Consider the following 4,501-nt stretch of genomic DNA (forward strand, 5'->3'; position numbering starts at 1 on the left):
TGCCATCTCTCGATGAACCTCAATCTTCACTTCGCTTTCGCAAAGTTACTTTTGAGTTGTATAGTTAAGCCTCACGGGTAATTAGTACAAGTTAGCTTCATACATTACTGCACTTCCACACCTTGCCTATCAACGTCATAGTCTCTAACGGCCCTTCAGAAGACTTAAAGTCTAGGGAGAACTCATCTTGAGGCAGGTTTCCCGCTTAGATGCTTTCAGCGGTTATCCTTCCCGAACATAGCTACCCAGCAATGCCATTGGCATGACAACTGGAACACCAGCGGTTCGTCCACTCCGGTCCTCTCGTACTAGGAGCAGCCCCTCTCAATTCTCCAACGCCCACGGCAGATAGGGACCGAACTGTCTCACGACGTTCTAAACCCAGCTCGCGTACCACTTTAAATGGCGAACAGCCATACCCTTGGGACCGACTTCAGCCCCAGGATGTGATGAGCCGACATCGAGGTGCCAAACACCGCCGTCGATATGAACTCTTGGGCGGTATCAGCCTGTTATCCCCGGAGTACCTTTTATCCGTTGAGCGATGGCCCTTCCACACAGAACCACCGGATCACTAGAACCTACTTTCGTACCTGCTCGACGTGTCTGTCTCGCAGTCAATCACCCTTTTACTCTTGCGCTCATTGCACGATGTCCGACCGTGCTGAGGGTAACTTCGCGCTCCTCCGTTACACTTTGGGAGGAGACCGCCCCAGTCAAACTACCCACCATACACTGTCCCTGACCAGGATTCACTGATCTAGGTTAGAACCTCAACATAACCAGGGTGGTATTTCAAGGATGGCTCCACTGCAACTGGCGTCACAGTTTCAAAGCCTCCCACCTATCCTACACAAGTTAGGTCAAAGTCCAGTGTAAAGCTGTAGTAAAGGTTCACGGGGTCTTTCCGTCTAGCCGCGGGTACGCAGCATCTTAACTGCGAGTTCAATTTCGCTGAGTCTCGGGTGGAGACAGTGTGGCCATCATTACGCCATTCGTGCAGGTCGGAACTTACCCGACAAGGAATTTCGCTACCTTAGGACCGTTATAGTTACGGCCGCCGTTTACCGGGGCTTCGATCAAGAGCTTCGCATAAGCTAACCCCATCAATTAACCTTCCGGCACCGGGCAGGCGTCACACCCTATACGTCATCTTTCGATTTTGCAGAGTGCTATGTTTTTAGTAAACAGTTGCAGCCACCTGGTCTCTGCAACCCCCACTAGCTTAGAGCGTAAAGCTCATCACCGGCAGGGGCACACCTTCTCCCGAAGTTACGGTGTCATTTTGCCTAGTTCCTTCACCCGAGTTCTCTCAAGCGCCTTGGAATTCTCATCCTGACCACCTGTGTTGGTTTGGGGTACGGTTTTTTATAACCTGAAGCTTAGAAGATTTTCTTGGAAGCATGGCATCAACCACTTCGCTCAAAATAGAGCTCGTTATCAGTTCTCAGCATAAAGTATCCCGGATTTTCCTAAGATACATGCCTACAACCTTGAACCTGGACAACCATCGCCAGGCTGGCATAGCCTTCTCCGTCCCTCCATCGCAGTTATAAAAAGTGTAGGAATATTAACCTACTTCCCATCGACTACGCATCTCTGCCTCGTCTTAGGGGCCGACTAACCCTACGTCGATTAACGTTGCGTAGGAAACCTTGGTCTTTCGGCGAGGGAGCTTTTCACTCCCTTTATCGCTACTTATGTCAGCATTCGCACTTCTGATACCTCCAGGACACTTTACAATGCCCCTTCGCAGGCTTACAGAACGCTCCTCTACCATGCGTTAAAACGCATCCGCAGCTTCGGTACACTACTTAGCCCCGTTAAATCTTCGGCGCAGGCCGACTCGATCAGTGAGCTATTACGCTTTCTTTAAAGGGTGGCTGCTTCTAAGCCAACCTCCTGACTGTCTAAGCCTTCCCACATCCTTTCCCACTGAGTAGTGTTTAGGGACCTTAGCTGGCGGTCTGGGTTGTTTCCCTCTTGACAACGGACGTTAGCACCCGCAGTCTGTCTCCCATGATTGCACTTGTTGGTATTCGGAGTTTGCAATGGGCTGCTAACCCTTGACGGGCCGCTAGACCATAACAGTGCTCTACCCCCAACAGTGAGACATGAGGCTCTACCTAAATAGATTTCGAGGAGAACCAGCTATCTCCGAGCTTGATTAGCCTTTCACTCCGATCCACAGCTCATCCCCGCATTTTTCAACATACGTGGGTTCGGTCCTCCAGTACCTGTTACGGCACCTTCAACCTGGCCATGGATAGATCGCCCGGTTTCGGGTCTACGCCATGCAACTATTCGCCCAGTTAAGACTCGGTCTCCCTACGGCTCCCCTATACGGTTAACCTTGCTACATAACGTAAGTCGCTGACCCATTATACAAAAGGTACGCAGTCACACCACGAAGGTGCTCCCACTGCTTGTACGTACACGGTTTCAGGTTCTATTTCACTCCCCTCCAGGGGTTCTTTTCGCCTTTCCCTCACGGTACTGGTTCACTATCGGTCGGTAGAGAGTATTTAGCCTTGGAGGGTGGTCCCCCCATGTTCAGACAGAATTTCACGTGTTCCGTCCTACTCGATTTCACACTAAATAAGATTTCGCATACGGGACTATCACCCTGTATCGTTCGACTTTCCAGACGATTCTACTATCTTAATTAATGCTTAAGGGCTGGTCCCCGTTCGCTCGCCGCTACTAAGGGAATCTCGGTTGATTTCTTTTCCTCCGGGTACTTAGATGTTTCAGTTCTCCGGGTTAGCTTCCTCATAAGAGGATATCCATAAAGGATGGGTTTTCCCATTCGGAAATCTCTGGGTCACAGGGTATTTGCCACCTCACCAGAGCTTATCGCAGGCTATCACGTCCTTCATCGCCTTCTACCGCCTAGGCATCCACCGTGTACGCTTAGTCACTTAACTATACAACTCAAAAATAACCTTAACCTTTTGTAATGCAGTTTCTTTCTTCATCTGATCACTTAACTGCTACGCTAAATAACCATCCAAAAGTCTTTCAATTAAAGCCTAATGAGTTGCGATGACTAAGGTTCATCGCTGACACAAATACACTTGAGTAATCTCAATTAAGTATTGCGTTACCTATTACATATGACTGTTAACCTTACAATTAACAATCCAGCAATACGACTGAATGATTGGAGATCATTCAGTCTTATCAATATGACAATCGGCTGTCATATCAATCATTATTCCAAATTTTTAAAGATCTTCAGTCTAAGAAACTGAGAAGCGGAATTATAACATTCCTTGCTCAATTTCAAAATAAAACTGTTAATAATTTCTTAATTTAAACTTAAATTAAAACCTTATTAACAGGTTTACTAGGCTAACTTTTTTCATTAGCTTTAATTTTATTCTGGTCGAGATAGATAATTGTGACGTTTATTCTTAGTAAACGAGCAATCCTCTAACAAAGAGCAGGATAAAATTGGTGGGTCTGGGTGGATTTGAACCACCGACCTCACCCTTATCAGGGGTGCGCTCTAACCAACTGAGCTACAGACCCAATAGATGAGCCCGTCTACGACCAACTCAATAATTGGTGGAGCTATGCGGGATCGAACCGCAGACCTCCTGCGTGCAAAGCAGGCGCTCTCCCAGCTGAGCTATAGCCCCTTAATTCGGTAATTCAGAAAGAATTTATGTGAAAGCTCGTCAAGACTCGCAACCTTTATTTTCTTAAAGGAGGTGATCCAGCCGCAGGTTCCCCTACGGCTACCTTGTTACGACTTCACCCCAGTCATGAACCACAAAGTGGTAAGCGCCCTCCCGAAGGTTAAGCTACCTACTTCTTTTGCAATCCACTCCCATGGTGTGACGGGCGGTGTGTACAAGGCCCGGGAACGTATTCACCGCAACATTCTGATTTGCGATTACTAGCGATTCCGACTTCATGGAGTCGAGTTGCAGACTCCAATCCGGACTACGAACGATTTTTTGAGATTCGCGCACCATTGCTGGCTGGCTGCTCTTTGTATCGTCCATTGTAGCACGTGTGTAGCCCATCCCATAAGGGCCATGATGACTTGACGTCGTCCCCGCCTTCCTCCGGTTTATCACCGGCAGTCTCATTAGAGTTCTCAACTAAATGGTAGCAACTAATGATAAGGGTTGCGCTCGTTGCGGGACTTAACCCAACATCTCACGACACGAGCTGACGACAGCCATGCAGCACCTGTCACAGAGCTCCCGAAGGCACCAATCTATCTCTAGAAAGTTCTCTGGATGTCAAGGGATGGTAAGGTTCTTCGCGTTGCATCGAATTAAACCACATGCTCCACCGCTTGTGCGGGCCCCCGTCAATTCCTTTGAGTTTTAATCTTGCGACCGTACTCCCCAGGCGGTCAACTTATCGCGTTAGCTGCGCTACTAACCTTTTTAATAAGGCCAACAGCTAGTTGACATCGTTTACGGCGTGGACTACCGGGGTATCTAATCCCGTTTGCTACCCACGCTTTCGCACCTCAGCGTCA

The 4,501-nt window shown here is 48.3% G+C and carries 2 tRNA genes and 2 rRNA genes; all 4 read right to left on the reverse strand.

Going from position 1 to position 4,501, the window contains the following annotated elements:
• Nucleotides 1-60: 60 nt before the first annotated feature.
• Nucleotides 61-2,927 (reverse strand): 23S ribosomal RNA (locus J3998_RS12910).
• A 530-nt stretch (nucleotides 2,928-3,457) separates the two neighbouring features.
• Nucleotides 3,458-3,534 (reverse strand) — tRNA-Ile (locus J3998_RS12915).
• Nucleotides 3,535-3,568: 34 nt separating this feature from the next.
• Nucleotides 3,569-3,644: transfer RNA gene (locus tag J3998_RS12920), tRNA-Ala, on the reverse strand.
• 65 nt (nucleotides 3,645-3,709) lie between these two features.
• Nucleotides 3,710-4,501, reverse strand: a 16S ribosomal RNA gene (locus J3998_RS12925); the annotation flags it as partial.

It is taken from the genome of Thiomicrorhabdus marina (assembly GCF_017571465.1).
Lineage (GTDB): Bacteria > Pseudomonadota > Gammaproteobacteria > Thiomicrospirales > Thiomicrospiraceae > Thiomicrorhabdus > Thiomicrorhabdus marina.